24 protein-coding genes are annotated in these 25,969 nt (G+C 52.0%); 19 read left to right on the top strand and 5 right to left on the bottom strand.

Annotation, left to right across the window (positions count from 1 at the left end; all coding sequences use genetic code 11):
* The first annotated feature begins 58 nt into the window (after nucleotides 1-58).
* The 17 genes from ychF (at nucleotide 59) to rlmH (ending at nucleotide 16,666) form a co-directional block, all read left to right on the top strand.
* Nucleotides 59-1,159 (top strand): redox-regulated ATPase YchF, encoded by a 1,101-nt coding sequence (gene ychF, locus GYMC52_RS17855; protein ID WP_013524881.1) that lies wholly within the window; start codon nucleotides 59-61, stop codon nucleotides 1,157-1,159.
* Nucleotides 1,160-1,373: 214 nt separating this feature from the next.
* Complete coding sequence (gene rpsF / locus GYMC52_RS17850) at nucleotides 1,374-1,661, top strand: 30S ribosomal protein S6 (protein WP_011232945.1); 288 nt, start codon at nucleotides 1,374-1,376, stop codon at nucleotides 1,659-1,661.
* A gap of 30 nt (nucleotides 1,662-1,691) precedes the next feature.
* Nucleotides 1,692-2,186 (top strand): single-stranded DNA-binding protein, encoded by a 495-nt coding sequence (ssb, locus tag GYMC52_RS17845; RefSeq protein ID WP_011232944.1) that lies wholly within the window; start codon nucleotides 1,692-1,694, stop codon nucleotides 2,184-2,186.
* A gap of 97 nt (nucleotides 2,187-2,283) precedes the next feature.
* On the top strand, nucleotides 2,284-2,520 hold the full coding sequence (gene rpsR, locus GYMC52_RS17840) for a 30S ribosomal protein S18 (protein ID WP_008880812.1): 237 nt from the start codon (nucleotides 2,284-2,286) through the stop codon (nucleotides 2,518-2,520).
* 136 nt (nucleotides 2,521-2,656) lie between these two features.
* Nucleotides 2,657-3,583, top strand: coding sequence for a YybS family protein (locus tag GYMC52_RS17835; protein WP_013524880.1), 927 nt, complete (start codon nucleotides 2,657-2,659; stop codon nucleotides 3,581-3,583).
* Nucleotides 3,584-3,629: 46 nt separating this feature from the next.
* Nucleotides 3,630-5,606, top strand: a complete 1,977-nt coding sequence (locus GYMC52_RS17830) for a DHH family phosphoesterase (protein WP_013146700.1) — start codon at nucleotides 3,630-3,632, stop codon at nucleotides 5,604-5,606.
* On the top strand, nucleotides 5,603-6,052 hold the full coding sequence (rplI, locus tag GYMC52_RS17825) for a 50S ribosomal protein L9 (RefSeq protein WP_011232941.1): 450 nt from the start codon (nucleotides 5,603-5,605) through the stop codon (nucleotides 6,050-6,052). Before GYMC52_RS17830 ends, rplI begins: the two co-directional genes overlap by 4 nt.
* 78 nt (nucleotides 6,053-6,130) lie before the next feature.
* A complete protein-coding gene (gene dnaB, locus GYMC52_RS17820) occupies nucleotides 6,131-7,495 on the top strand; it encodes a replicative DNA helicase (RefSeq protein ID WP_011232940.1) in 1,365 nt (454 codons plus the stop codon).
* A 155-nt stretch (nucleotides 7,496-7,650) separates the two neighbouring features.
* The gene (locus tag GYMC52_RS17815) at nucleotides 7,651-8,937 is read left to right on the top strand and encodes an adenylosuccinate synthase (RefSeq protein WP_013524879.1); all 1,287 of its coding nucleotides are present in this window, start codon (nucleotides 7,651-7,653) and stop codon (nucleotides 8,935-8,937) included.
* Between the two features lie 188 nt (nucleotides 8,938-9,125).
* Nucleotides 9,126-9,839, top strand: coding sequence for a response regulator YycF (yycF, locus tag GYMC52_RS17810; RefSeq protein ID WP_013524878.1), 714 nt, complete (start codon nucleotides 9,126-9,128; stop codon nucleotides 9,837-9,839).
* Between the two features lie 6 nt (nucleotides 9,840-9,845).
* Nucleotides 9,846-11,675 (top strand): cell wall metabolism sensor histidine kinase WalK, encoded by a 1,830-nt coding sequence (gene walK, locus GYMC52_RS17805; RefSeq protein ID WP_013524877.1) that lies wholly within the window; start codon nucleotides 9,846-9,848, stop codon nucleotides 11,673-11,675.
* Nucleotides 11,668-12,996 (top strand): YycH family regulatory protein, encoded by a 1,329-nt coding sequence (locus tag GYMC52_RS17800; protein ID WP_013524876.1) that lies wholly within the window; start codon nucleotides 11,668-11,670, stop codon nucleotides 12,994-12,996. Before walK ends, GYMC52_RS17800 begins: the two co-directional genes overlap by 8 nt.
* A complete protein-coding gene (locus GYMC52_RS17795) occupies nucleotides 12,983-13,765 on the top strand; it encodes a two-component system regulatory protein YycI (RefSeq protein WP_013146696.1) in 783 nt (260 codons plus the stop codon). Before GYMC52_RS17800 ends, GYMC52_RS17795 begins: the two co-directional genes overlap by 14 nt.
* 6 nt (nucleotides 13,766-13,771) lie before the next feature.
* A complete protein-coding gene (locus GYMC52_RS17790; RefSeq protein ID WP_013146695.1) occupies nucleotides 13,772-14,566 on the top strand; it encodes an MBL fold metallo-hydrolase in 795 nt (264 codons plus the stop codon).
* A 101-nt stretch (nucleotides 14,567-14,667) separates the two neighbouring features.
* Nucleotides 14,668-15,888, top strand: a complete 1,221-nt coding sequence (locus GYMC52_RS17785; protein WP_011232933.1) for a S1C family serine protease — start codon at nucleotides 14,668-14,670, stop codon at nucleotides 15,886-15,888.
* Between the two features lie 61 nt (nucleotides 15,889-15,949).
* Nucleotides 15,950-16,102 (top strand): CxxH/CxxC protein, encoded by a 153-nt coding sequence (locus GYMC52_RS18245; protein WP_011232932.1) that lies wholly within the window; start codon nucleotides 15,950-15,952, stop codon nucleotides 16,100-16,102.
* Nucleotides 16,103-16,186: 84 nt separating this feature from the next.
* Nucleotides 16,187-16,666, top strand: a complete 480-nt coding sequence (gene rlmH, locus GYMC52_RS17780) for a 23S rRNA (pseudouridine(1915)-N(3))-methyltransferase RlmH (RefSeq protein WP_041468625.1) — start codon at nucleotides 16,187-16,189, stop codon at nucleotides 16,664-16,666.
* Nucleotides 16,667-16,746: 80 nt separating this feature from the next.
* Here the strand turns inward: rlmH and GYMC52_RS17775 are convergent, their stop codons facing one another.
* Both GYMC52_RS17775 and GYMC52_RS19535 read right to left on the bottom strand, forming a co-directional pair.
* Entirely contained in the window at nucleotides 16,747-17,985 is a 1,239-nt protein-coding gene (locus GYMC52_RS17775) for a GGDEF domain-containing protein (protein WP_013524874.1), read from the bottom strand.
* A gap of 215 nt (nucleotides 17,986-18,200) precedes the next feature.
* Entirely contained in the window at nucleotides 18,201-18,629 is a 429-nt protein-coding gene (locus GYMC52_RS19535) for a hypothetical protein (RefSeq protein ID WP_144319754.1), read from the bottom strand.
* Nucleotides 18,630-18,695: 66 nt separating this feature from the next.
* On the opposite strand from GYMC52_RS19535, the gene GYMC52_RS17770 reads away from it, so the two are divergent.
* Complete coding sequence (locus GYMC52_RS17770) at nucleotides 18,696-19,850, top strand: glycerate kinase (protein WP_013524873.1); 1,155 nt, start codon at nucleotides 18,696-18,698, stop codon at nucleotides 19,848-19,850.
* Nucleotides 19,851-20,013: 163 nt separating this feature from the next.
* Here the strand turns inward: GYMC52_RS17770 and manA are convergent, their stop codons facing one another.
* Complete coding sequence (gene manA / locus GYMC52_RS17765; RefSeq protein WP_013524872.1) at nucleotides 20,014-20,976, bottom strand: mannose-6-phosphate isomerase, class I; 963 nt, start codon at nucleotides 20,974-20,976, stop codon at nucleotides 20,014-20,016.
* A 192-nt stretch (nucleotides 20,977-21,168) separates the two neighbouring features.
* Nucleotides 21,169-22,695 carry an FAD-dependent oxidoreductase gene (locus GYMC52_RS17760; RefSeq protein WP_013524871.1) on the bottom strand — a complete coding sequence of 509 codons (1,527 nt, stop codon included), beginning with the start codon at nucleotides 22,693-22,695 and terminating at the stop codon, nucleotides 21,169-21,171.
* A gap of 183 nt (nucleotides 22,696-22,878) precedes the next feature.
* Between GYMC52_RS17760 and GYMC52_RS17750 the strand changes: the two genes are divergently transcribed.
* Nucleotides 22,879-24,258 carry an ATP-binding protein gene (locus GYMC52_RS17750; RefSeq protein WP_013524870.1) on the top strand — a complete coding sequence of 460 codons (1,380 nt, stop codon included), beginning with the start codon at nucleotides 22,879-22,881 and terminating at the stop codon, nucleotides 24,256-24,258.
* A gap of 140 nt (nucleotides 24,259-24,398) precedes the next feature.
* Here the strand turns inward: GYMC52_RS17750 and GYMC52_RS17745 are convergent, their stop codons facing one another.
* Nucleotides 24,399-25,787, bottom strand: a complete 1,389-nt coding sequence (locus tag GYMC52_RS17745; protein WP_011232925.1) for an amino acid permease — start codon at nucleotides 25,785-25,787, stop codon at nucleotides 24,399-24,401.
* Nucleotides 25,788-25,969 lie beyond the last annotated feature (182 nt).

Here is a 25,969-nt window from a genome sequence, read left to right as displayed (position 1 = left end):
TTTCTGCGCCAGCCCATATAATGAGGAAAGATGTGAACGGGAAAGAGGAGTGGAACGAATGGGATTGACAGCAGGAATCGTCGGATTGCCGAACGTCGGCAAATCGACGCTGTTTAACGCCATTACAAAAGCAGGTGCTGAGTCAGCCAACTATCCGTTTTGCACAATTGAGCCGAACGTCGGTGTCGTCGAAGTGCCCGATGAGCGGCTCGATGTATTGACGGAAATGTTTCGGCCGAAGCGGACGGTGCCGACTGTTTTTGAATTTACCGATATCGCGGGCATCGTCAAAGGGGCGAGCAAAGGAGAGGGGCTTGGCAACAAGTTTTTGTCTCACATCCGCCAAGTCGATGCAATTTGCCAAGTCGTCCGCTGCTTCAGTGATGAAAACATCACCCACGTGGCGGGCAAAGTCGACCCGCTTGCCGATATCGAAACGATCAATTTGGAGCTCGTGTTGGCTGATTTAGAAACGATTGACAAACGAATCGAACGGGTCGGCAAAATCGCCAAGCAAAAGGATAAAGAGGCGGCGTTTGAATACGACATTTTGCGGCGGTTGAAGGAGACGCTCGAAGCCGGCAAGCCGGCGCGCACACTCGAGTTCACTGATGAAGAGATGAAAGTCGTCAAGCAGCTGCATTTGTTGACGATAAAGCCGATGCTTTACGTCGCCAATGTCGGCGAGGAAGATATCGCTGACTCTAGCGGCAATCCGTTTGTCAAGGACGTGCGCGAGTTTGCCAAGCGCGACAACGCTGAAGTCATTGTTGTCTGCGCCAAAATCGAAGAGGAAATCGCTGAGTTCAGCGATGAGGAAAAACGGCAATTTTTACAGGAGCTCGGCATCGAGCAGTCCGGCCTTGACCAGCTTATCCGCGCCGCTTACAGCTTGCTCGGATTGGCGACGTTTTTCACCGCCGGCGAGCAGGAGGTGCGGGCGTGGACGTTCCGCAAAGGGATGAAAGCGCCGCAATGCGCCGGCATCATCCATTCCGACTTTGAGCGAGGGTTTATTCGCGCGGAAACGGTGTCGTACGATGACCTTGTCGCGGCTGGATCGATGGCGGCGGCGCGCGAAGCCGGAAAAGTGCGCTTGGAGGGAAAAGACTACGAAGTGCAAGACGGCGACATTATGCATTTCCGGTTCAACGTGTAACCATTGGTTCGAGGGCAGGGCGGATGCAGCAGGTCACGGCGTGGGGCCGTTTTTGGCTTGGTCATACGGATGGAAGATGTTTGCGCCGACGGAATGCGGCAAACTGCCTTGCTTATCGTTGTCGGTCATGGTATAATCAACAAATGTGAGTAATGGTGATTGCTCCTTGCTCTTCGAATGGAAGGGCCGCTTAGACCAAAAGGAGGTGACGAGCGTGAGAAAGTACGAAATCATGTACATCATCCGCCCGAACATGGACGATGAAGCGAGACAAGCTCTCGTGGAACGGTTCAACAACGTGTTGAAAGAAAACGGCGCGGAGATTACGAACGTGACGGATTGGGGCAAGCGCCGCTTAGCCTATGAAATTCAAAAATACCGCGACGGCTATTACATGATCGTCAATGTCGTATCGGAGCCGAAAGCGGTGCAAGAATTCGACCGCTTAGCGCGCATCAGCGAAGACATCATCCGTCATATCGTCGTCAAAGAAGAAGAATAATCTTTTCGACATGATTAAGAGGTGGTTCTGATGATTAACCGCGTCATTTTGGTCGGCAGGTTAACGAGAGATCCGGAGTTGCGTTACACTCCAAGCGGAGTGGCTGTTGCCACGTTTACGCTCGCGGTCAACCGTCCGTTTACAAATCAGCAGGGCGAGCGGGAAACGGATTTTATTCAATGTGTCGTTTGGCGCCGCCAGGCGGAAAACGTCGCCAACTTTTTGAAAAAGGGGAGCTTGGCTGGTGTCGATGGCCGACTGCAAACCCGCAGCTATGAAAATCAAGAAGGTCGGCGCGTGTACGTGACGGAAGTGGTGGCTGATAGCGTCCAATTTCTTGAGCCGAAAGGAACGAGCGAGCAGCGAGGGGCAACAGCAGGCGGCTACTATGGGGATCCATTCCCATTCGGGCAAGATCAGAACCACCAATATCCGAACGAAAAAGGGTTTGGCCGCATCGATGACGATCCTTTCGCCAATGACGGCCAGCCGATCGATATTTCTGATGATGATTTGCCGTTTTAATAAACAAGTCGCTTGAAGCCCCTGTCTCTAAACAACGCGCAGGCAGCGGGCCATTCCACCGATGAGGAAACGATGGCAACGGAAAGGAGGAAACAGCATGGCAGGACGGAAAGGCGGCCGCGGCAAACGCCGCAAAGTATGTTACTTCACGGCGAACAACATTACGCATATCGACTACAAAGATGTCGATTTGCTGAAAAAGTTCATTTCTGAACGCGGCAAAATTTTGCCGCGCCGTGTAACGGGAACGAGCGCGAAATATCAGCGCAAATTAACGGTCGCGATCAAACGCGCGCGCCAAATGGCGCTTCTGCCGTACGTTGCGGACGAGTGAGCCGAAAGCAAGCAGTAAGGGGGGATCCTTACTGCTTTTTTTATCTCCTCTGACTGAGCGGACTCCGACTCCCAAGCAGAGTGAAAGTGGGGAAGGAGGTCAAATCACCAAAAAAACAAAGAAAGGGGAACGTCCATTGCGAAAAACGCACGCCCTCACCGAAGCGGCGATTGAGCTCGCGCTGTTTGCTGTTTTGTTTTTGCTTGCGCTGTACGCGCCGGTCATTGGGATTGTCGCCGCTTTGTTTTTAGCGCTTCCGTTTATGGTGTTTACGATGCGCCATGGGTGGATTCCAGCTATGTTGCTGCTGGCGGCGGCCCTTGTCATCTCCGGTTTGATCGGCTCGCTTTTGTCGCTGCCGATGGCGCTTATGTTCGGCACCGTCGGCATGGCAGTCGGCGCGATGCTTTCGAAACAGAAAAACCGTTATCTTGTTCTTCTTGTCGGCGCGCTTGTATTTTTGGCGAATATCGTGCTTGATTACATCATCTCGATTCAATTTTTGCACGTCGATATGATCAAAGATACGCTTGCGCTCGTGCGAGAATCGTTTGACACGGCAATGAATCTAATGAAGGGAATGGGACAAGCGCCGCCTTTGGAGATGCAAAGGCAGTTCGAACAAGGGCTGAAGCTGATCGGCTATATGGTTCCGACGCTGTTTGTCATCGCTTCGTTTGCGCTGGCGTACGCGACGATCATCGTCTCGCTGCCGGTGATGAAGAGGCTGAAGCTGCCGGTCGGTTCATGGCCGCCGTTTCGCGAGCTTATGTGGCCGAAAACTGTATTGTGGTTGTATGTCTTCGTGCTCCTTCTCTCCTTGTTCCCGTTCAAAGAAGGATCGTTTGCCTATATCGCCGTGTTGAACTTATCGTATGTGTTGCAGCTGGCGATGATCGTGCAAGGATTTTCGTTTCTTTACTACGCCGCTTACAAAAAAGGGGTTGGCAAAGGTGTGGTGGCGGCAGGGACGGTTGTTTGCTTATTCCTGCCTTTTCTACTTTATCTTGTGGCGATATTCGGTATAATTGATTTAGGATTTGATTTGCGCCGCCGCATATGATAATTGGATCAGGCGAGTCATTTCTTCAGTGTAGGAGCTGACTTGAATGTCCCATTTTTATGAAAGGAAAGCGTATCGCTATCCGTTATATGCGTTAGCCGCCTTGGCGGTGCTTATGGCGATCGGCTTGTTTTACTTCCAATGGCTGCTTGGCCTCGTCGCCCTTCTTGGCGTCGGGTTTGTGCTTTATTATGTCATTGGGGCGCAACGCTCCTTGCATAAAGAGTTGGAGCACTATATTTCCAATTTGTCGCACCGGGTGAAAAAAGTAGGCGAGGAAGCGTTGATGCAAATGCCGATCGGCATTATGCTCATCGATGAAGGGGGAGAAATCGAGTGGTCGAACCGTTTTTTGGCCGCCTGCTTTAAGGAACAGACGCTTGTCGGCCGCTCTCTCGCCGAGCTTTCCGAATCGTTGGCCGCTTTTGTGAAAAGGGGAAAAACGGACGAAGAGATCGTCGAATTGAACGGAAAGCAGCTGAAAGTGGTCATTCGCCGCCCTGAACGGCTTCTTTACTTTTTTGATGTTACTGAGCATTTGGAATTGAAGCGGCAGTATGAAGCGGAACGGCTGGTGCTCGCCATTATTTTTCTTGACAATTATGATGAAATTACGCAAGGGATGGACGATCAGGCAAAAAGCCAACTAAACAGCCTCGTCACTTCCGTGTTGAACCGGTGGGCGAACGACTATGGCATTTTTTTAAAGCGGACGTCATCCGACCGATTTATTGCCGTATTGAACGAACATATTCTTGGGCGGCTCGAGAAAAGCAAATTTTCCATTCTCGACGAAGTGCGAGAGCAGACGGCAAAACATCATGCCCAGCTGACGCTGAGCATCGGCATCGGCGCCGGCGTGTCCCAGCTCCCGGAGCTCGGGGCGCTCGCCCAATCAAGCTTGGACTTAGCGTTGGGGCGCGGGGGCGATCAAGTCGCGATTAAGCAAGGAAATGGAAAAGTGAAGTTTTACGGCGGCAAAACGAACCCGATGGAAAAGCGGACGCGCGTCCGCGCCCGCGTTATTTCCCATGCGCTTCGCGAACTGATTGCAGGAAGCGACAAAGTGCTCATCATGGGCCATAAATATCCCGATATGGACGCCATGGGAGCGGCGATCGGCGTTTTAAAAGTCGTCCAATCGAACCAAAAGGAAGGGTTTATCGTCGTCGATCCGGCCAAAACGGATGCCGGGGCGCAACGGTTGCTTGAGGAAATGAAAAAACATGCTGAATTATGGTCAAGATGCCTAAAACCGGAGCAGGCGCTTGAGCTCGTCACCGAGGATACGCTTTTGATCGTCGTCGATACGCATCGTCCGTCGCTCGTCATTGAAGAGCGGCTATTGTATCGCACCGACCATATCGTCGTCATTGATCACCATCGCCGCGGCGAAGAGTTCATTGAGGCGCCGATTCTCGTCTATATGGAGCCTTATGCTTCTTCGACATCGGAACTCGTCACCGAGCTGTTAGAGTACCAACCGAAACGGATGAAGCTGACGATGCTCGAAGCGACCGCCCTGCTTGCCGGCATCGTCGTCGACACGAAAAGCTTTACGCTCCGCACCGGCTCGCGGACGTTCGACGCCGCGTCATACTTGCGCGCCCAAGGAGCGGATACGGTGCTTGTGCAAAAATTGCTGCGGGAAAGCATCGCCAACTACGTCAAACGGGCGAAATTGATCGAACGGGCGGTGATCGATGAGCATGGCATCGCCATCGCCAAAGGCGGCGAGAACGAGGTGCACGACCAAGTGTTGATTGCGCAAACGGCCGATACGCTTCTCACTTTAAGCAGCGTCGTTGCTTCGTTCGTCATTTCCAAGCGGTCCGACGGGACGGTCGGCATCAGCGCCCGCTCGCTCGGCGATGTCAACGTGCAAGTCATTATGGAACGGCTTGGTGGAGGCGGACATTTGACAAACGCCGCCGCCCAATTGTCCGAAGTGACGGTGGAAGAGGCGGAGCGGCAGCTGCGTGAAGCCATTCATGACTATTTCGAGGGGGGGAAGCCATCATGAAAGTCATTTTTTTAAAAGATGTGAAAGGAAAAGGGAAAAAAGGGGAAATCAAAGACGTCGCCGACGGTTACGCAAACAACTTTTTGTTCAAACAAGGGCTCGCCATTGAAGCGACGCCGGCGAACATCAAAGCGCTCGAGGCGCAAAAACAAAAAGAGCAGCGCCAAGCGGCGGAAGAATTGGCCAATGCGAAAAAACTGAAAGAAGAGCTCGAGAAGCTGACGGTGGAAATTCCGGCGAAAGCGGGCGAGGGAGGCCGTTTGTTTGGCTCGATCACGAGCAAGCAAATCGCTGAGGCGCTTCAGGCCCAGCACGGCTTGAAGCTTGACAAACGGAAAATCGAGCTTGCTGATGCCATTCGCTCCCTCGGATATACGAATGTGCCGGTGAAGCTCCATCCGGAAGTGACAGCGACCTTAAAAGTGCACGTCAAGGAACAAAAATAACGGTAGCGACGATGCCCCCGCCCGCTATGGCGGGGGCATTATCGACGGAAATGAAACGGGGGAAAAGGCGGTGAGACGATGAGCGAACTTTTTTCAGAACGAATTCCTCCGCAAAGCATTGAAGCCGAGCAGGCCGTGCTTGGCGCTGTGTTTTTGGATCCCACTGCGCTGACGCTCGCCTCGGAACGATTAATTCCCGAAGACTTCTACCGCGCGGCCCATCAAAAAATTTTCCACGCCATGCTTCGCGTCGCTGATAAAGGCGAGCCGGTCGATTTAGTGACGGTGACGGCGGAACTGGCCGCTTTGGAGCAGCTGGAGGAAGTGGGCGGTGTCTCCTACTTAAGCGAGCTTGCTGATTCTGTGCCGACAGCGGCCAACGTCGAATACTACGCCCGCATTGTTGAAGAAAAATCATTGCTTCGCCGCCTCATTCGCACGGCGACATCGATTGCCCAAGATGGCTATACAAGGGAAGATGAAATTGACGTTTTGCTCGATGAAGCGGAACGGAAAATTATGGAGGTTTCCCAACGGAAACATTCAGGCGCCTTTAAAAATATTAAAGATGTTCTCGTACAGACGTATGACAACATTGAAATGCTCCATAACCGGAACGGGGACATCACCGGCATCCCGACCGGATTCACTGAACTCGACCGGATGACGTCCGGATTTCAGCGCAGCGACTTGATTATCGTCGCCGCCCGGCCATCGGTCGGGAAGACGGCATTCGCATTAAACATCGCCCAAAATGTGGCGACGAAGACGAACGAAAATGTCGCGATTTTCAGCTTGGAAATGAGCGCCCAGCAGCTTGTGATGCGGATGCTTTGCGCCGAAGGCAACATCAACGCCCAAAACTTGCGCACTGGCAAGCTGACGCCGGAAGATTGGGGCAAGCTGACGATGGCGATGGGCAGTTTATCAAACGCCGGCATTTATATTGACGATACGCCGAGCATCCGCGTCAGCGACATTCGCGCCAAATGCCGCCGCTTGAAACAGGAAAGCGGCCTCGGCATGGTGGTGATCGATTATTTGCAGCTCATTCAAGGAAGTGGGCGCAACCGGGAAAACCGCCAGCAGGAAGTGTCGGAAATCTCCCGTTCGTTAAAGGCGCTCGCCCGCGAGCTCGAAGTGCCGGTCATCGCTTTGTCACAGCTGTCGCGCAGCGTTGAGCAACGCCAGGACAAGCGGCCGATGATGTCCGATCTTCGCGAATCGGGGAGCATTGAGCAAGACGCTGATATCGTCGCCTTTTTGTATCGCGACGACTACTACAACAAAGATTCCGAGAACAAAAACATCATCGAAATCATTATCGCCAAACAGCGGAACGGCCCGGTCGGGACGGTGCAGCTCGCCTTTATTAAAGAGTACAATAAATTCGTCAACTTAGAGCGCCGTTTCGATGAGGCGCAAATTCCGCCGGGAGCGTAAAATGGCTCGCGCTGGCGTCAGCGGGCGTCTTCCTTTTGCTTGATAAGCGAATGAAAAGGTTTGTATTTGTTTAAAATGTTCGTGTTTCGTTGACTTTGTGCCGGAAAACTGGTACACTGACAATGTTTAGACCGAGGAAACTGGAGGTGCTCGCCATGTCGTCAGTCGTTGTTGTCGGCACGCAATGGGGCGATGAAGGGAAAGGGAAAATTACGGATTTTTTATCGGAAAATGCGGAAGTGATTGCCCGGTATCAAGGAGGAAACAACGCTGGACACACGATCGTGTTCAACGGAGAAAAGTATAAGCTGCACTTGATCCCATCGGGCATTTTTTATAAAGATAAAATTTGCGTCATCGGCAATGGGATGGTCGTCGATCCGAAGGCGCTCGTTGCGGAGCTTTCGTATTTGCACGAGCGCGGCATTTCGACTGATAATTTGCGCATCAGCAACCGCGCTCATGTCATTTTGCCGTATCATTTGAAATTGGACGAGCTTGAGGAAGAGCGGAAAGGGGCAAACAAAATCGGCACGACGAAAAAAGGAATTGGGCCGGCGTACATGGACAAGGCGGCGCGCATCGGCATCCGCATTGTTGATTTGCTTGACCGCGACGTGTTTGCCGAAAAGCTGGAGCGCAACTTGAGGGAGAAAAATACGTTGCTTGAAAAAGTGTACGGGGTCGAAGGCTTCCGGTTGGAGGACATTTTTGAGGAGTATTACGAGTACGGCCAGCAAATCGCCAGATACGTCTGCGACACATCGGTCGTATTGAACAATGCGCTCGATGAAGGGCGCCGCGTCTTGTTCGAAGGAGCGCAAGGCGTCATGCTTGACATTGACCAAGGAACGTATCCGTTTGTCACGTCGTCGAATCCAGTCGCTGGCGGGGTAACGATCGGCGCCGGTGTCGGGCCGACGAAAATCAAGCATGTCGTCGGGGTGGCGAAAGCCTATACGACGCGCGTCGGCGACGGGCCGTTCCCGACAGAGCTGCACGATGAAATCGGCGACCGCATTCGCGAAGTCGGCCGCGAGTATGGGACGACGACTGGCCGTCCGCGCCGCGTCGGTTGGTTTGACAGTGTTGTTGTCCGTCATGCCCGCCGGGTGAGCGGCATTACGGACTTGTCGCTTAACTCGATCGACGTGTTGACCGGCATTGAAACGTTGAAAATTTGCGTCGCCTATCGCTACCGCGGCCAAGTGCTCGAAGAATTTCCAGCCAGCTTGAAAGTGTTGGCCGAATGCGAGCCGATCTATGAAGAACTTCCTGGCTGGACGGAAGATATCACCGGGGTGAAAAGTCTAGACGAGCTGCCGGCGAACGCCCGCCATTACGTCGAGCGCATTTCCCAGCTCACCGGCATCCCTCTTTCGATTTTCTCCGTCGGACCGGACCGTTCGCAAACGAACGTCGTCCGCAGCGTCTACGCGTAAGCGGCAACAGTGGACGGTGGCAGGCAGCGTATAAACAATGCAAACGACAGGCATAGATGCGCGCGCGTCTATGCTTTTTTCTTTGATCGGCTCCTCAAAATGGCAATCGGCAAAGGATGATTTCATGTTCATAACATGGTAAATTAGTAATGATAGGATTCCATCGCAAAAGGAAGGATGTGAGCGAGATGGAAAAACGCATTTTAGTCGTTGATGATGAAAAACCGATTGCCGATATTTTGCAATTTAATTTGCAAAAAGAAGGATATGAAGTCATTTGCGCCTACGACGGCGAAGAAGCGCTGCAAAAAGTTGAAGAAACGATGCCGGACTTGATTTTATTGGATATTATGTTGCCGTTAAAAGATGGCATGGAAGTATGCCGTGAAGTGCGGAAAAAGTATGATATGCCGATCATTATGCTGACAGCGAAAGATTCCGAGATTGATAAAGTGCTTGGGTTGGAGCTTGGTGCGGACGATTATGTGACAAAGCCGTTCAGCACGCGCGAGCTCCTGGCGCGGGTGAAGGCAAACTTGCGCCGCCATGCGCAAACGGCCAACCAAGAAGAAGGAGAAAACGAAACAAATGAAATTGTCATTGGCCCGCTCGTCATCCGTCCGGACGCGTATATTGTGCAAAAGCGCGGCGAAACGATTGAACTGACCCACCGCGAATTTGAGCTGCTTCATTATTTGGCGAAGCACATTGGCCAAGTGATGACGCGCGAGCATTTGCTGCAAACCGTTTGGGGCTACGACTATTATGGAGATGTGCGCACCGTTGACGTGACGGTAAGGCGTCTGCGTGAAAAAATTGAGGACAACCCTTCCCACCCGAATTGGATCGTCACAAGGCGAGGCGTCGGCTATTACTTGCGCAATCCAGAACAGGAGTCATGAGTCAGCATGAAAAAAGTAGGTCCATTCCGTTCGATTCATTTTAAGTTTGTCATCATTTATGTATTACTGATTCTCGTCGCCATGCAAATCATCGGCGTGTACTTCGTTCGCAAGCTGGAAACGGAGCTTGTGCAGAACTTTAAAAACTCATTAAACGAACGGGTGACCTTGCTCGCCTATAACGTCGAGCAGGCGATGAATCGGGAGCGCGATGAAAAAAGCCCGACATTGGAAGAAGACATCCGTTCGCTTCTTCATGATTTCGTTTCCCAAGACATTTCCGAAGTGCGCGTCATCGATGAGAAAGGGAAAGTGCTTGCGACATCCAATCCGTATATGCAAAACATCGTCGGAAAGCGGACGACCGAGATTTATGTAAAACGTTCCCTCGTCACCGGCGAAATCGTCGACCGGATGCTGCTCGATTCGAAAACAGGCCATCGCATGTACATTTCGTCGACTCCGATCAAAACGAGCGGCGAAATCAAAGGTGTCATTTACGTCATCGCCTCGATGGAAAACGTCTTTTCGCAAATGCGGCAAATCAATATGATTTTGGCGACCGGGACGGGGATCGCTCTCGCCATTACCGCCGTGCTCGGCATTTTTTTGTCGCGCACGATCACCCGGCCGATTTCCGATATGCGCCGGCAAGCGCTGGCGATGACGAGGGGAGATTTCTCACGCAAGGTCAAAGTGTACGGCTATGATGAAATTGGCCAATTGGCGATGACGTTCAATAACCTGACCAAAAAACTGCAGGAAGCGCAGGCGACGACGGAAGGGGAACGGCGCAAGCTCGAGTCCGTCTTGACGCATATGACTGATGGCGTCATTGCGACCGACCGTCGCGGGCGCGTCATTCTCATTAACGATGCAGCGTTAAACATTTTGAATGTTTCACGTGAAACAGTGCTGTCGAGTTCGATCGTCGACGTGCTTGGCATTGCCGACCAGTATACGTTTGAAACGCTGCTTGAGGAGCGCGATTCGCTCATTTTAGATTTCAGCACGGATGAGGAACTATATATTTTGCGCGCGTCGTTGTCGGTGATTCAAAAAGAGGGCGGATTTGTCAACGGGTTGATCGTCGTTTTGCACGACATTACCGAACAGGAAAAAATCGACCGCGAGCGGCGGCAGTTCGTCGCCAATGTTTCGCATGAATTGCGCACGCCGCTGACGACGATGAAAAGCTACTTGGAAGCGCTCGGTGACGGCGCTTGGCAAGATAAAGACATCGCCCCTAGGTTCATTCAAGTTGTGCAAAATGAAACCGAGCGAATGATTCGGCTCGTCAACGACTTGCTCCATTTGTCCAAACTTGACAGCAAAGACTACAAACTGAAGAAAACGTGGATCAACTTTTCAGCTTATTTCCATAAAGTCATTGACCGATTTGAGTTAACGAAAAGCGACAACATCCGATTTGTCCGCAAAATTCCGCGCGAGGCGATTTTTATTGAGGTGGATGAAGACAAAATTACGCAAGTGTTGGACAACATTATTTCTAATGCGTTGAAATACTCCCCTCAAGGCGGGACGATTACGTTTCGCGTCCGTGAATTGGCTGATGAAATTATCGTCAGCGTCAGCGACGAAGGAGTCGGCATCCCGAAAGCCGACTTGGCAAAAATTTTCGAACGGTTTTACCGGGTCGATAAGGCGCGATCGCGCAAATTGGGCGGCACGGGGCTTGGGCTGGCTATTGCCAAAGAAGTCGTCGTCGCCCATGGTGGGACCATTTGGGCGGAAAGCAAGGAGCATAAAGGAACGACGATTTATTTTACGCTGCCGCTAGAACGCGAGCAAAAGGATGACTGGTGCGATGTATGAAACGATCAAAACCATCGTGTTGACGTTGCTTGTGCTCATCAGCATTACCTTAACGTTTGCCTTATGGACATATCATCCGAAATACGACGTGTTGCAAAACGACGAATACATTCAACACGTCTCCGTGAGCAATACGCAAGTGGATACAGCGATGGTCGTGCAGCCAAAGCAGATTCTCATTCATAAAAACGGCGTCCCCTATGCTGTGACGAAAGACGAAGAGAAAAATGAAGTGCTGAAAGAAATGAGAAGATGGACGCTTGACGATTTCGAAGATGTTTCGTCTTCTGTTCCGCAAGGGAAGTTTTTATCGTTTTTAAATGGCAAAGAGCGGCTTGAGATCATTTACCCCGATGAGGTGCCGATCGACATATACCGATTGATTTTCACGATCGATGACAGGGGGCTCGACGGCTTGGCGTTTGACCGCCTGCTCGTCCCGCTCGGCGGGAAGGACGAGTTCCCCATCTACTTCATCGCGACCGACAAGCGCAAAATTTACAAAGCGGTTGCCAGCGATGCCTCCTTATCGGCGATCGGCCGGCTGGCGAAAGAAGCGAGCCATTTTCCGCGTTATTTCGCTTATCCGGTCAGCGAAACGAATCAGCTGTATTTGCCGGAAAAAGAAGTGGTGCTCAGCAGTCTGCAATATTATACCGACGAGCTGGACGCAGACAAGTTTAAAGAAGCGCTCTTTAGCGATCCAAGCTTTGTCAAAAAAGATTTGATTCCGTTTGGCGAAGAATATACAGACGGTTCGCGGCTGATGGACGTCGATTTTCTTCAACGGATGCTGCTGTATGTGAATCCAGCGGCGCGCGTCTCGAATATGGGACAAACAGAGCAAGAAACCCATATCATCCAAAAAAGCATTGATTTCGTCAATGAGCATGGCGGTTGGACGGATCTGTATCATTTCGCCCGCTGGAGCGAGGAGGATCGAAAAGTCACGTTCCGGCTTGTCGTCAACGGCTATCCAGTCTTTAATGAATACGGCATGTCAGAAATCGTGGAGACGTGGGGAGCGTCCGATTTGATGAAATACCAGCGTCCGCTCTTCCGCCTTGAAATCGCGGATCGCAACCGCACACCAAAAACGCTGCCGTCCGGCCATGAGGTCGTCAACTGGTTCGAACAGACGAAAGGCGTTCGCAAATCGCTCATCAAAGATATCGCCATCGGCTATGAGCTCATCAAAGATCCGGAGCGGGAAAAAGTCATCCGCCTTGAACCGGCATGGTTCTACTTGTACGGACAAACGTGGAAAAAGGTAAACATGGGCGATGAGGCGGGAGGAGGGGGAACAAATGGACTGGAGTAAAACGAAGACGATTTTTATTATCGTGTTCCTCATCCTCGACTGCTTTTTAGGCTATCAGTTTATGGAAAAACGAAACAGCAGCCAGCTCGATGTCATTTTGGAAACGACGATTGAAGAGCAGCTTGAGGCGAACGGCATTACGTATGTGGATCTGCCTAAAGAAGTGACGAAAGCGGCGTATGTCAGCGGCAAAAGCCGCTCATTCACCATGGCGGATGTAAAAAAGCTGCCCGGGCAAAAAGTGAAAATCGAAGGAGAAACGAAAGTCAAAGGGACGTTCATCGATCCGGTTGCTCTGCCGATTGACGATCCATACCAGCTGCGTGAGTTTTTGCAGCGCTACATCATCGGCGGCGGGCAATATGCCTTTTGGTCGTTTGATGAAAAACAAGGAATCTTGACCTGCTACCAAGTGTATGACGGCAAGATGATTTACGGCAATGAAAACAGCAAGCTCGTCATCCATGTCAACGGGAGACGGGAAGCGCTGTCGTATGAACAGACGATGCTCAGCGACTTGGAAAAGTACGAGCGGAAGCAAGATATCGTCCCGGCGATTAAAGCCATTGAGACGTTGTACCGAAAAGGGCATTTGCAGCCGGGCGACCGCGTCACAAAAGTGGAGCTTGGCTATTACGGGCTTGTTCAATTTACTGCATCCCAAGTGTTGACTCCAACTTGGCATATCGTTGTCAATCGGAAGGAAGACTATTTCGTCAATGCGTTTGAAGGGCAAGTGATCAATGATCAAGGAAATGTGCTGGAGTGAAAGAACATGACGATGCGATTTAGTGTGCTGGCCAGCGGCAGCACCGGCAACGCCTTTTACATTGAGACAGACCGCCAGCGCCTGCTTGTTGACGCCGGTTTGAGCGGCAAGCAGCTTGAGGAGTTGTTTGCTGAGATCGGCCGCCATCCAAAGCAGCTTGATGCGCTGCTTGTCACCCATGAACATAGCGACCATATTAAAGGGCTCGGGGTGCTTGCCCGCAAGTATCGGCTGCCGGTGTATGCCAATGAAAAAACGTGGCGGGCGATGGAACAAGCGGTCGGCGACATTCCGCCCGAGCAAAAATTTGTCTTTCCGCTCGGCGCGGTAAGGACGTTCGGCGATGTTGACGTCGAATCGTTCGGCGTCTCTCACGACGCCGCCGAGCCGATGTTTTACGTTTTCCACTATGAAGGGAAAAAGCTTGCGTTGCTCACCGATACCGGCTACGTGAGCGAGCGGATCAAAAAGACGATTGAAAACGCGGATGTGTTCGTGTTTGAAAGCAATCATGACGTCGGCATGCTGCGGATGGGGAGATATCCATGGAGCGTCAAGCGCCGCATTTTAAGCGATGTCGGCCATATTTCGAATGAGGAAGCGGGTTTGGCGCTTGCTGACGTGATCGGCGACCGGACAAAGCAAATTTATTTGGCCCATTTGAGCCAAGATAACAATATGAAAGAGCTGGCGCGCATGACCGTGACGCAAGTGTTGGAACAGAAAGGCTTAGCGGTCGGCGCCCGCTTTCGTTTGTATGATACCGATCCGCGTCGGGCGACAGCGCTGGCGTATGTATAAAGCCCGTTTTGCCGAAACTGAGGGAGACGCATTTGTTGGATTTTTTCTCCTGTTCATGATTATAATGAGGGATGGAGACGAATGTGGAAAGGATGGTGAGCATGGGATACTACGACGACCATTATGAGCCGTACGAACAAACGAGGAGGAAGCGGCGCAGCGGATCGTTTGTTTCCGCGCTTGTCGGCGCCGTGTTAGGAGGGTTGCTCGTCCTCATGTCCATTCCGGCGCTTTCCCGTTGGGATATCCTCCCGTATGATGTTGTGCCGAATCAAAGAGCAGAGGAAGAGCCAAAAACAGAGGAAAATGGAACTCCACCGATTCGGCAGAGTGTTTCCGTTGATGTGACGACGGCGGTGACAAAGGCGATCGACCAAGTGTCGGATGCGGTTGTCGGCGTTGTCAACATTCAAGAAGCCAGCTTCTGGTCGCAAGGAGGCGAGGCTGGCGTCGGATCGGGCGTCATTTACAAGAAAGCGGGAGGCCGGGCGTTTATCGTCACGAACCATCATGTTGTTGAAAACGCCAGTCAGCTGGAAGTGAGCCTCAAAGATGGGACGAGAGTGCCGGCGAAGTTGCTGGGCAGCGATGTGCTTATGGATTTAGCCGTCTTGGAAATTGACGCGAAGCATGTGAAAAAAGTCGCCCAGTTCGGCAACTCCGATACGGTGAAGCCAGGGGAGCCGGTCATTGCCATCGGCAACCCGCTCGGCTTGCAGTTTGCCGGCTCGGTGACACAAGGCATTATTTCCGGAACGAACCGGACGGTCGAAGTCGATTTGGACCAAGACGGCGCTCCAGACTGGAATGCAGAAGTATTGCAGACAGATGCGGCGATCAACCCGGGCAACAGCGGCGGCGCTCTCGTCAATATCAAAGGGCAAGTCATCGGCATCAACTCGATGAAAATCGCCCAAGAGGCGGTTGAAGGCATCGGGTTCGCGATCCCGATCAACACGGCCATTCCGATCATTTCGGACTTGGAAAAATACGGACAAGTGCGCCGTCCGTATATGGGCGTTGAACTTCGCTCGCTGAGCGACATCCCATCGTACCATTTGCAGGCGACGCTCCATTTGCCGCCGAACGTAACGGAAGGAGCGGCGGTCATTCAAGTCGTGCCGATGTCGCCGGCCGCACAGGCGGGCTTAAAACAGTTTGATGTCATCGTGGCGCTTGACGGCGAAAAAATCCGCAACGTGCTTGATTTGCGCAAATATTTATATACGAAAAAATCGATCGGTGACCGGATGGAAGTTACGTTTTATCGTGATGGGAAAAAACGCACGGTCACGATGAAGCTGGCGCGCGAGTCGTATTAAACGAAAACGGATGGAGGGAGCGGAAACGCTCCTTCTTTTTTCCACAAGGAAAGGGGCGAGAATGATGATATTCACATGTGAAGAACATGTCGACATCGCCATTGATCAATATGTAGATGAAACGGAACAGGCGCCGGATCTCCTGCCTGTGGACAACAGCGAAAAACAGTGCTATTTTTGCTCGAAACAAGCTGTATATGTCGTAGGAGGATAACAGTTTTTTCACAACATGTGGATATGTGTTGTGTATATGTGGATAAATCTTGTTGATAAGCTGTTTATAAGGCAGGGGTTGTTTGTGCATATTTCCATTGTCGCTGTGGGTAAATTGAAGGAAAAATATTTAATCGCTGGAATTAATGAATATACAAAGCGTCTGTCCGCATACGCCAAAATCGACATCATCGAAGTCGCTGATGAAAAAACGCCGGAGCGGGCGAGCGAACTTGAGGAGGAACAAATCAAAGAGCGCGAGGGAGGACGGCTGCTGGCGAAAATTCCGCATGACGCCCACGTCATCGCGCTCGCGATTGAAGGGAAGATGAAATCGTCCGAGCAATTCGCCGCCCGTCTCGATGAGCTCGCCACCTACGGCAAAAGCAAAGTGGTGTTCGTCATCGGCGGCTCGCTTGGCTTAAGCAAACAAGTGATGGCGCGCGCCGATGAGACGCTGTCGTTTTCGAAAATGACGTTTCCACACCAGCTGATGCGCCTCATTTTGCTCGAGCAGATTTATCGTGCGTTTCGCATTAACCGCGGGGAACCGTATCATAAGTAAGGGAAATTTCCGTTTATTTACTAATTGAACTGCTTCACCTTAGGTTGCGCTAAGGAAAAGTCAAGGGAGAGCCGCCTAATTTATGCAACTCCCCCGCATTGGGCTGATACTTTATTTTTGCCGCTTTCTTTCGAACGGAGCAATAAATGGTCGGCATAAATGTACGCTTTTTCAATTGACATCGTTCCTTCTGCTTGACAAAAGTAAAGACCGAACGACGACGTATAGGCAATGGGACGTTTCGCCGCCATATAATCGACCAACACGGTGCTGCGGCGCACTGCTTCTCGAATCTCCTCGACAAGCCGGACGCTCTCTTCAAACGTGCGATTACGCAAAAACATCGTAAATTCTTCACCGCCGCTGCGGAACAAAAAATCGCCCTCTTTGAGAAACTGTTTCAAGGTTGAGGCGAAATGGCGGATCACCTCGTCGCCGACGGCATGGTTATACGTGTCGTTGATCGTTTTAAAATTGTCGATATCGGCGACGACGACGCCAATCCATTCACCGGATCCGTTTAGCTTGGCGATTGTTTGGTCCATGTAGGCGCGGTTGTGGACGCCGGTCAAAAAGTCGGTGTAGGCCATTTTTTCGAAGTGGTCGCGTTCTAGTTTATGCTGGATGCTTTGCGATTTGGAAAAAAACGAGCGGCTGACGAAGTAATTGAGTAAAAATAAGCTCAAAAGCATATCCCACCGCTGTTCTTGCAAAAAGAGAAATAACAGACCGTTTGTCAGCGCCGTTTTTCCCATGTCCATCCAGCTTCTCGTCTTAATAAAATCCAACGCCTCGCGCTGTGTCTGAATGTCGCCGGTTATATAAAAAATGATGATCAGGCAACAGTCAGTCAAAAAGGAAACGACGATGACGAGCAGGAATAAAAGCAGCCAGAAGCCAATGAACGGAATAGACTGAAACAGCGAACCAAGGAGATCGTATAAGGCAAACGCGAGCGAATTGAACGTCACAAATGAACCAATGTTGTACAATGTGTGCAGCCATTCATCGGGTTCCGCTGTTTTCAAATATTTTTTTGCTATATGTTCAGTCAAGCGAAACAATGCTTCAAAGATAAACAGCCCGAACGGGCCGGCAAATAAGGAGAAGGATAAACTGTAGTTAATGCCGTAATCAACGGGAATATTGTTTTTCGTTTTGTCTATGACGCGCAAGTGTGAATACAAGCTGGAAAACAGCCAGTAAAACAGCAAAGCGATGACATAGGTGCGATCGAAGGAAGGCGGCTTTGACACAAACACAACAGCAATGGACGCGGAAAAAACAGCAAAAATAATCGGTCGTGCTCGGAGTAACATCTCGGCTCTCTCTCCTATAAATCTGACCTCTGACAACTTCGTCGTTGATGAAGTGATTCCAAAAAGAGGAAGACCTCTCACATGCCAGTGGCTTTCAGCAAAAATACGGATTATAGCAGACGATGGAGAACGGTGAATTTGGAAACCGTCTTTTTTATAGAATCAACATGTTCCCAATTGGAACAAACGAATATATGGTTACATCTATTATAGTACTATATACATAATTGTGAAAATAGACGAAATGGCATTGTTTTTCGCTTTTTTTCCACAAAATTTGACACATATTGAGTGAAGGTTGGTTCCAATCGATGCCGATTCTTTCGTGAACAATACAGCTGGATCGTGCTTGTTTCGCTGAATGAAAAGGGAAGCAGATAAAGCATGGGTGATTCTTCCAGTACAGCTAGCGTCATTGCGGTGTTGTCGGCGACGGAAAGGCCGGAAATATCATATCGCCGAATCCGAATACGATTGCGGCGGCTGAGGTGTTTGGCGCTTCTCTTTTCCCGCTTATGACGGCTACGAGCAGCCATGGCTTGTTCGTGGCGCAAGTATGTTGGCGATTTGTTTGCGCTCAAAGGAAGCAGCGCTTCGGTTGGCGAACAACTTATAGTGGAGGCTATTGTCATCGTTTGTGCCAAGACAGCCGTTTCCGATGACTTTTCGTTTCCAAGGTTTGGATGGAGACAAAAGAGGAGGGAAAAAGAATGAAAATCGTCATTGCCCCTGATTCATTTAAAGAAAGCCTTTCTGCGCTCGAAGTCGCCGAGGCGGTCGAGCGTGGGTTTCGCACGGTGTTTCCGGAGGCGGAATACGTTAAGGTGCCGATGGCCGACGGCGGGGAAGGGACGGTGCGGTCGCTCGTTGATGCGACCGGCGGCCGCATCGTCGAAACGGAAGTGACCGGGCCGCTCGGCGAGCCGGTGCGGTCGTTTTTTGGTTTGCTTGGCGATGGGAAGACGGCGGTGATTGAAATGGCCGCCGCCTCAGGGCTGCACCTTGTCCCGCGCGACCGGCGCAACCCATTGGTGACGACGACGCGAGGGACAGGGGAGTTGATCCTTGCAGCGCTGGATGCCGGCGCCACCCACCTCATCATCGGCATTGGCGGCAGCGCGACGAACGACGGTGGGGCCGGCATGGTGCAGGCGCTCGGGGGAAGGCTTTTGGACGAAGACGGCTGCGACATCGGTCCGGGCGGCGGCGCGCTGGCCGATTTGCATGCGATTGACCTGTCCGGTCTCGACCCGCGTCTTGGGGGAGTCCGCATTGACGTGGCGTGCGACGTCGACAACCCGCTTACCGGTCCGAACGGAGCGTCGGCCATTTTCGGTCCGCAAAAGGGGGCGACACCGGACATGGTCGCCGTTCTCGACCGGAATTTGGCGCATTACGCAGATGTCATCCGACGCGATCTCGGCAAACAAGTCGGCGACATCCCGGGAGCGGGTGCGGCCGGCGGGTTGGGGGCGGGACTGCTCGCGTTTCTCCCGGCCGAGCTAAAGCGCGGCGTGGAGATTGTGATCGAGACGGTTCAGCTCGCGGAGCGCGTCAAAGACGCTGACTTGGTCATCACCGGCGAAGGGCGGATTGACGGACAGACGGTGTTCGGCAAAACGCCGATCGGCGTCGCCAAGACAGCGAAACAGTTCGGCGTCCCCGTCATCGGCATCGCCGGGTCGTTGGGCGACGACAGCGCCGTTGTGTTGGATCATGGCATCGACGCGCTGTTTACGATCGTGCCCGGCGTCGTGCCGCTTGAAAAAGCGTTGGAGCAGGCAGAACATTATGTGACACAAACGGCGCGGCATATTGCCTCTGTGTATCGTCTCGGTCAAATGAAAGGGACATTTTCCTCCTAAGCGGGGAAGATGATGGGATTTCTTCATGGGTGAAATCCTACTGTTGAACGGCATGTTTTGTTCAGCTGTCCTCTTCTCGGGTGGACAATAGAAAAAGGTGTCCCAAAGGCAAGAGGACACCTTTTTTGTATGTTGCAACCCATTGGTTGAGGCAGTCAGTCGTTTATTTGCCTGCCCGCGGCCATGAGGCGATCGCCTCAAGCATCCCACGGATCGTGAACCGGCCAAATTGGTGCGGCAAAATAAAGTGGTCGCCTTGGCGGATCGCGTATATCCGCTCATGATGAACGAGCTCACCTTCGCCTTTTAGGATGCTGACGATGAGAAACGGTTTCGTCTGTTCTGACGCGAACGCGTCATGGACGTCCCATTTTTGGACGCCGAAGTAGTCTCCTTCCACGAAGGTCGTCACCGTCGCGCCGGGAAATTCGGCGACATGGGGGTGGACATCGATGTCGCGATGCGGGACGGTCGTGACGTCAATCGCTTTCTCGAGATGAAGCTCGCGCTTCCGCCCTTGGCTGTCGACGCGATCGTAATCGTAGACGCGGTAGGTTGTATCTGAGCTTTGCTGCGTCTCAAGGACGAGCGTCCCTTCGCAAAGGGCGTGGATCGTGCCGCTCGGGACATAGAAGAAGTCGCCGGGGCGGATCGGCACTTTCCGAAGTAAACGATCCCATTCCCCCGCTTCCATCATCGCGCGCAGCTCTCCTTTCGTTTCTGCATAATGGCCGTAAATGAGCTTAGCGCCCGGCTTGCAGTCGATGATGTACCAACACTCCGTTTTGCCGAGTTCTCCGCCTTCATGCGTTTTGGCGTATTCATCGTCCGGATGGACTTGGACTGACAAGTCGGCGTTGGCGTCCAAAATTTTGGTCAACAGTGGGAAGCGGTCAGACGGGAAGTGGCCGAACAAATCGCGGCGTTCCTCCCATAATTGTCCGAGCTTCATCCCGGCAAACGGTCCGCGGGCGACGACCGTCTGCCCGTGCGGATGGGCGGACACCGCCCAGCATTCCCCGGTTTGCGAAGACGGAATGTCGTAGCCGAATCGTTCGGCGAGCTTCGTGCCGCCCCAAATCCGTTCTTGGAAGACAGGGGTGAGAAAAATCGGTTCAAGGTCCATGCGTCATCCCTCCCGAAAACATCATACAACATGCAGTCCACTCTAATTTTCATCTTATCACGAAATGCGCCATCGGCAAATGAAAACGATAAGGGGGGTTAGGAACATACGCTCCCAACCCCCATTGGAACTCAAGGTCGACATGCCGACTGCGACGATGTTCTGCACGCGCCGCCGTCCTGCGTCAGCGCGTCACTTCGCGTCATCAAGTTCAATGCGCGCGAGCGGCTGTTTCGCCGGTCCTTCGATAACATCGCCATCGATCGAGAAGCGCGAGCCATGACATGGGCAGTCCCATGTCCGGTCGCCGCTGTTCCACTCCAGCTCGCAACCCATATGGGTGCACGTCGTGTCGACGACATGGAGCACCCCGGCTTCGTCCTTATAGGCGCCAGCCCGCTTTCCGTTGACCGAGACAACCGCCCCTTCGCCATGCGCCAAATCTTGCGGCCGGCGGACAACCGGTTCGATCTTTCCCTCCAGCAAATGTTTGGCGACGTCAAGGTTTGTCGTGAAAAACTGCTTCATGCTTGGATCAGCGTAAAAGCGCGACGGGGAGTACAAGTCGCGGTATCGGTTGTCGCGGTTGAGGATGAGGTCAGACAAAAGCATCCCGGCGACCGTCCCGTTCGTCATCCCCCACTTCCGGTACCCTGTCGCGACATAAATGTTTGGCGTCCCTGCCGTCATCGGGCCGATGTACGGCACGTTGTCCAGCGTCGTCAAATCTTGGGCGGACCAACGGTAACGGATGTCGTTCACCGTAAACAGCTGCGAAGCGAACGAGGACAGCGCCTCGTAATGACGCATCGTCGGCACGCCTTGGCCGGTTTTATGGTTTTCGCCGCCAATCAGGATAAGCGTCTCGCTGCCTGCCGCTGCGGAGCGGATCGAGCGTTTCGGTTCATCGGCGCTTAAATACATGCCGCCCGGGTACGGTTCAGTGATCGTCACTCCCAATACGTACGACCGTTCAGCGTACATGCGCGAAAAGTAAAACCCGCCGTCGTAAAACGGAAAGTGAGAACAGACGGCGACATGGTCGCACTCAACCCGTTTTTTGTCTCGCGTAATGACTGTCATCCTTTTTCCTTGTTCAATATCCGCCGCTGGTGTGTGTTCGTAAATGGCGCTGCCAGCCTGTGTGATCGAATCGACGAGCTTGGCCAAATATTTGAGCGGATGAAATTGCGCCTGCCTCTTCATCACGACCGCTGCCGCCACCGGCAGCGGGAGCGGGATCGACTCAACGAAGGCGCCGTCAATGCCGAGCCGTTCGTACGCTTCCCATTCTTTCACTAGTTTTTGGAAAGAAGAGGAAGACGTCGTATAAATATAGGCATCTTGCTCGCAAAAGTCGCAGTCTATTTGTTGTTCTTCGATCGTGCGGCGGATAAACTGGAGTGCGTCCATGCAGGCGTCATAATAGAGCCGCGCCTTTTCTGCACCGAAATGGTTAAGAAATTCATCATAGACGAGATCGTGCTGGGCGGTGATTTTCGCTGTCGTATGGCCGGTCGTGCCGTTCAGGAGCCGGTCGGCTTCCAGAAGGGCGACGCGCGCCCCTTGCGCCGACAGCAAATACGCTGTTGTAATCCCGGAAATGCCGCCGCCGATGACTGCGACGTCGACGGAAATGTCCGCATCGAGTTTCGGAAACGACGGAAGCGAAACGGAGTCGCGCCAGTAAGGCTCTACGGTGGAAGGAAGGGACGACATGATTACCTCCTCCTTGCATGTCAATGTTGTCTTCTGTAGTTTTCCTTTTATCGGGCGAACTATTCCACATATCCACAACCGTTTTCTTTTTTTGGCAACTATCCGCAAGGAGAAGGAAAGATGGTACAATAGAAAAAGAGAATCAAACTGTTTTGCAAAAATAACGTCAAAGGAAGATCGGGAGTGAATAAATATACAAATTCGTTTCATGAACGCCCCCATGCGCTGGCAGACAGCCTGATTTTAGAGCATTACAGCTTAAGTGAGCTCAATTTCGAGACCGTCAGCCATTACCGCGAGCGGTTTGCTCGGGTGAAACCGGGCCATCCGTGGAACGGGCTCGAGACAAAAGAATTTTTATACAAAATCGGCGCGTGGGGCAAGCTGCGCGACAGCAGCAAAGAAGGGCTGACGCTCGCGGGATTGTTGATGTTCAGTGAGGAGCGGATCATCACCGAGGTGCTGCCGCAATACTTTTTGGAATATCGAGAGCACGCTGACGGTGAAGCGGCAGGATGGACGAAGCGGTTCACATCACAAGACGGCACATGGTCGGGCAACATTTACGATTTTTATTTTCGCGTGTTGGCTGAGCTGGAGCGTCACGTTTGGGCGGATGAAGGGCGCGCTCTGCTTGGCGAGGCGCTTGCGAATGCCATCGTTCATGCCGATTATGGGGAGGAAGGCGGCATCACCGTCGAAAAAGAGGATCGTTCATTTCGCTTTGCCAACCCGGGACGGTTCCGCATCCCGATTGAAGCGGCAATGGCGGGGCATACGAGCAATTTGCGCAACCCGAATATTTTTAAAATGTTTTTGCTGATCGACGTATGCAAACGCGCGGGATCGGGCCTCAAGCGAATGTGCGATATGCAGGAACAGGCGCTTGCTTGCCCGATCGATATCTCGCAGCAAACGAATCCAGACCGTACAATCGTTGTGTTGTGTCCGCTGCAATTTCCAGCTGAAATGAGCGCAACAATGGAAACAGAACCGGCTGGACAGCTGGAACAGCCGGAACCCGAATGGCTGGATCCGGACAGCGGACAGGAAACCGAGAGCTTCATAACTAACGAACTAAACTTCGTAAGTATAGACACCAACTCCGTTAACAACGAAGAAAACTCCGGAAATATAACCAAAAACCCCGTAAACATCGGGTCGAACTCCATAAAAAACGAGTCTGACTACGTAAATAGAACGTCGAACTCTATAAATAAGGGGCTGGAGTTCGTAAATAGCTTGCTTAGCTCCGTAAACAACGACATCAGTATGCATGACAGCAACGAAAAAGGGGAAACGATCGACGAACGGCTATGGAAGATGGCAGAATTGGCACGGCGAAAAAAACGGTTGGCTCCAGCGGTCATGGAACAATTGATCGTTCGGTTATGCCGCGAGCGGCCGCTGCGCCTGAAAGAGCTGGCTGAGCTGCTCGAACGAACGCCGGATGGATTGCGCAACAATTATTTAGGAAAGCTGTTGGAGGAAGGGAAAATCCGCTTAAAATACCCGGATCAGCCCAATCATCCGCGCCAAGCCTACATAGCGGTTGATGAATGAAAGGATGAAAGCGAGTCATGATCCAAACGGAAATACACCGATCGGAAGGATGGCGTCTGCGATTGCATATTTCCTGCTTTTTGTTTTATAAAGAGGGTGTCCCGCAAGGATGGGGACACCCTCTCTTTTGATCGGACTTGTCATCCAGCTTGCTTTTCTTCGGCTTGGCCATGCTGGCGACGATGCATTCCTTTGGCGAAGTATACTGCCGTCAAAAGCAGCAGCCAGGCTGGGCCGATGATCAAAGCGATGCGCGTATCCGGGAAATACGCCATTAGGGCGGCAACGCCGATCAAAAAGGCAAGCGACACGTATGAGCTGTACGGATAAAGCGGAAGTTTGAACGTGAGACGTTGTGCTTGTTCCGCGCTCAACTGTTTGCGGAATTTCAGCTGGGACAGCAAAATTACCGCCCACGTCCAAATGGCGCCGAATGTGGCGATGCTTGTCACCCATTGGAACACTTTTTCCGATACGTAGTTCAAATATACGCCGACAAGCATGACAAGCGCAGTGGCGATCAAGGCCGCGCCCGGAATGCCGCGCTTTGTCAGCCGGCCGAATGCGCTCGGCGCTTCTTGCTGTTCGGCGAGGTTAAACAGCATCCGGCTGGTGCTGAAAATGCCGCTGTTGCATGACGACAAGGCGGCGGTCAAGACGACAAAGTTGATGATGCCAGCCGCGGCGTGAATCCCGATTTTTTCAAACGTCAGCACGAACGGGCTTCCCTTTTCGCCAATTTCGTTCCACGGATAAATGGACATGATGACAAACAGTGCGCCGACGTAGAAGATCAAAATGCGCCAAAAGACGCTGTTAATCGCTTTTGTCAACGATTTTTGCGGGTTTTTCACTTCCCCAGCTGTTACGCCAATCATTTCGATGCCTAAATACGCAAACATGACCATTTGCAGCGACATCAAAACGCCGCTGATCCCGTGCGGGAAGAAGCCGCCGTGCTTCCAAAGATTGCTGATGCCGGTGGCGACGCCGCCGTTGCCGATGCCAAAGAGGATCATGCCAAGGCCGATGATGATCATGGCGACGATTGTCACGATTTTGATTAACGCAAACCAAAATTCAAACTCCCCGTACGCTTTCACCGCGAGAAAGTTGATGAACGTCATGAGCACCAGCGCGGCAAGCGCCCACGCCCAGCGCGGCGTGTCCGGGAACCAAAACTGCATGTAAATGCCGACAGCTGTAATTTCGGCGATGCATGTGACCACCCATAAAAACCAGTAATTCCAGCCGGTCAAGTAGCCAGCGAGCGGACCTAAATATTGATAAGCATAGCGGCTGAACGAACCAGCGACCGGGTGTTCGACGGCCATTTCCCCCAGCGCGCGCATGATGAAAAACATAATGGCGCCGCTGACTGCATAGCCGAGCAAAATCGCCGGCCCGGCCATTTCAATCGCGGACGCCGAACCGAGGAATAAGCCGACGCCGATCGCCGCACCGAGCGACATGAGCGAGATATGCCGTTCTTCTAAGCCTCGATGCAATTGCGGCTGTTTTTGCTCCATTGTTTCTCCTCCTTTTGATAATAAATAATATTTTTTGAAAAAGTATTTTTGAAGCGCTTACATTATAATACTAACCGATAGATAAAGAGGTTGTAAATGAGCAATGTTTTCAAGTTATTATATATTTAATAATCTGAATAGTATTTAAAAATACATGAATTGCCTTGGCATCCTGTCATTTT

Source organism: Geobacillus sp. Y412MC52 (assembly GCF_000174795.2).
In the GTDB taxonomy this organism is placed as follows: Bacteria; Bacillota; Bacilli; order Bacillales; family Anoxybacillaceae; genus Geobacillus; species Geobacillus thermoleovorans.
The sequence above is the reverse complement of the archived record's forward strand: the minus strand, read 5'-3'. Positions and strand labels throughout refer to the sequence as shown.

Bases quoted from the DNA above. Each gene is read 5' to 3' on its own strand.
- ychF (WP_013524881.1), top strand. From the start codon at position 59: ATGGGATTGACAGCAGGAATCGTCGGATTGCCGAACGTCGGCAAATCG.
- ssb (WP_011232944.1), top strand. From the start codon at position 1,692: ATGATTAACCGCGTCATTTTGGTCGGCAGGTTAACGAGAGATCCGGAG.
- rpsR (WP_008880812.1), top strand. From the start codon at position 2,284: ATGGCAGGACGGAAAGGCGGCCGCGGCAAACGCCGCAAAGTATGTTAC.
- GYMC52_RS17830 (WP_013146700.1), top strand. From the start codon at position 3,630: ATGTCCCATTTTTATGAAAGGAAAGCGTATCGCTATCCGTTATATGCG.
- rplI (WP_011232941.1), top strand. From the start codon at position 5,603: ATGAAAGTCATTTTTTTAAAAGATGTGAAAGGAAAAGGGAAAAAAGGG.
- dnaB (WP_011232940.1), top strand. From the start codon at position 6,131: ATGAGCGAACTTTTTTCAGAACGAATTCCTCCGCAAAGCATTGAAGCC.
- GYMC52_RS17815 (WP_013524879.1), top strand. From the start codon at position 7,651: ATGTCGTCAGTCGTTGTTGTCGGCACGCAATGGGGCGATGAAGGGAAA.
- yycF (WP_013524878.1), top strand. From the start codon at position 9,126: ATGGAAAAACGCATTTTAGTCGTTGATGATGAAAAACCGATTGCCGAT.
- walK (WP_013524877.1), top strand. From the start codon at position 9,846: ATGAAAAAAGTAGGTCCATTCCGTTCGATTCATTTTAAGTTTGTCATC.
- GYMC52_RS17800 (WP_013524876.1), top strand. From the start codon at position 11,668: ATGTATGAAACGATCAAAACCATCGTGTTGACGTTGCTTGTGCTCATC.
- GYMC52_RS17795 (WP_013146696.1), top strand. From the start codon at position 12,983: ATGGACTGGAGTAAAACGAAGACGATTTTTATTATCGTGTTCCTCATC.
- GYMC52_RS17790 (WP_013146695.1), top strand. From the start codon at position 13,772: ATGACGATGCGATTTAGTGTGCTGGCCAGCGGCAGCACCGGCAACGCC.
- GYMC52_RS17785 (WP_011232933.1), top strand. From the start codon at position 14,668: ATGGGATACTACGACGACCATTATGAGCCGTACGAACAAACGAGGAGG.
- GYMC52_RS18245 (WP_011232932.1), top strand. From the start codon at position 15,950: ATGATGATATTCACATGTGAAGAACATGTCGACATCGCCATTGATCAA.
- GYMC52_RS17775 (WP_013524874.1), bottom strand. From the start codon at position 17,985: ATGTTACTCCGAGCACGACCGATTATTTTTGCTGTTTTTTCCGCGTCC.
- GYMC52_RS17770 (WP_013524873.1), top strand. From the start codon at position 18,696: ATGAAAATCGTCATTGCCCCTGATTCATTTAAAGAAAGCCTTTCTGCG.
- manA (WP_013524872.1), bottom strand. From the start codon at position 20,976: ATGGACCTTGAACCGATTTTTCTCACCCCTGTCTTCCAAGAACGGATT.
- GYMC52_RS17760 (WP_013524871.1), bottom strand. From the start codon at position 22,695: ATGTCGTCCCTTCCTTCCACCGTAGAGCCTTACTGGCGCGACTCCGTT.
- GYMC52_RS17745 (WP_011232925.1), bottom strand. From the start codon at position 25,787: ATGGAGCAAAAACAGCCGCAATTGCATCGAGGCTTAGAAGAACGGCAT.